The organism is Rossellomorea vietnamensis, from assembly GCF_001305855.1.
In the GTDB taxonomy this organism is placed as follows: Bacteria; Bacillota; Bacilli; order Bacillales; family Bacillaceae_B; genus Rossellomorea; species Rossellomorea vietnamensis_A.
On sequence record NZ_LIXZ01000080.1, the window covers coordinates 1 to 590 of the forward strand.

A 590-nucleotide genomic window follows, 5' to 3' on the forward strand; every position below is an offset into this window, starting at 1 on the left:
GTCATACACCATTGACGAAGATTCGGTACTGACATTCCGCGAATCTCAGAGTCTTGTGAATGCTGAGGATGTAGAAGGCGACGTAGAGTTCGTCGGCCACGCTGTCACGCAGGCCACCCATCTGGTTGAGAAGCTCGCGCATGTGCTTGGCGCCGGAGCCGGAGGCCGCCTGATAGGTCATGGAGGTCATCCACTCGATCAGGTCCGCCTCGAACAGTCCGCCCAGGCCCATCAGCATCAGGCTGACGGTGCAGTTGCCGCCGACAAAGGTCCTGGCGCCACGGGCCAGCTGGGCATCGATCACATGGCGGTTGACCGGGTCGAGCACGATGGTGGCGTCGTCTTCCATGCGCAGGGTGCTGGCGGCATCGATCCAGTAGCCCTTCCAGCCTGCCTGGCGCAGGTCGGCGTAGACCTTCTTGGTATAGTCGCCGCCCTGGCAGGTGACGATCACGTCGAGCGCCTTTAGCGCGTCAAGGTCGAAGGCGTCCTTGAGTGCTGGCACGTCCACTCCCACATCCGGGCCGGCCTGACCGACCTGGGAGGTGGTGAAGAAGACCGGCTCGATGCCCTTGAAGTCTCCATCCTCC

General features: G+C 62.4%; 1 protein-coding gene. It reads right to left on the minus strand.

The genetic code is table 11. The features are described from left to right. Window position 1: 1 nt before the first annotated feature. Window positions 2-590: aspartate-semialdehyde dehydrogenase (locus tag AM506_RS23595; RefSeq protein ID WP_200908490.1), on the minus strand; the 589-nt coding region annotated here is incomplete at its 5' end.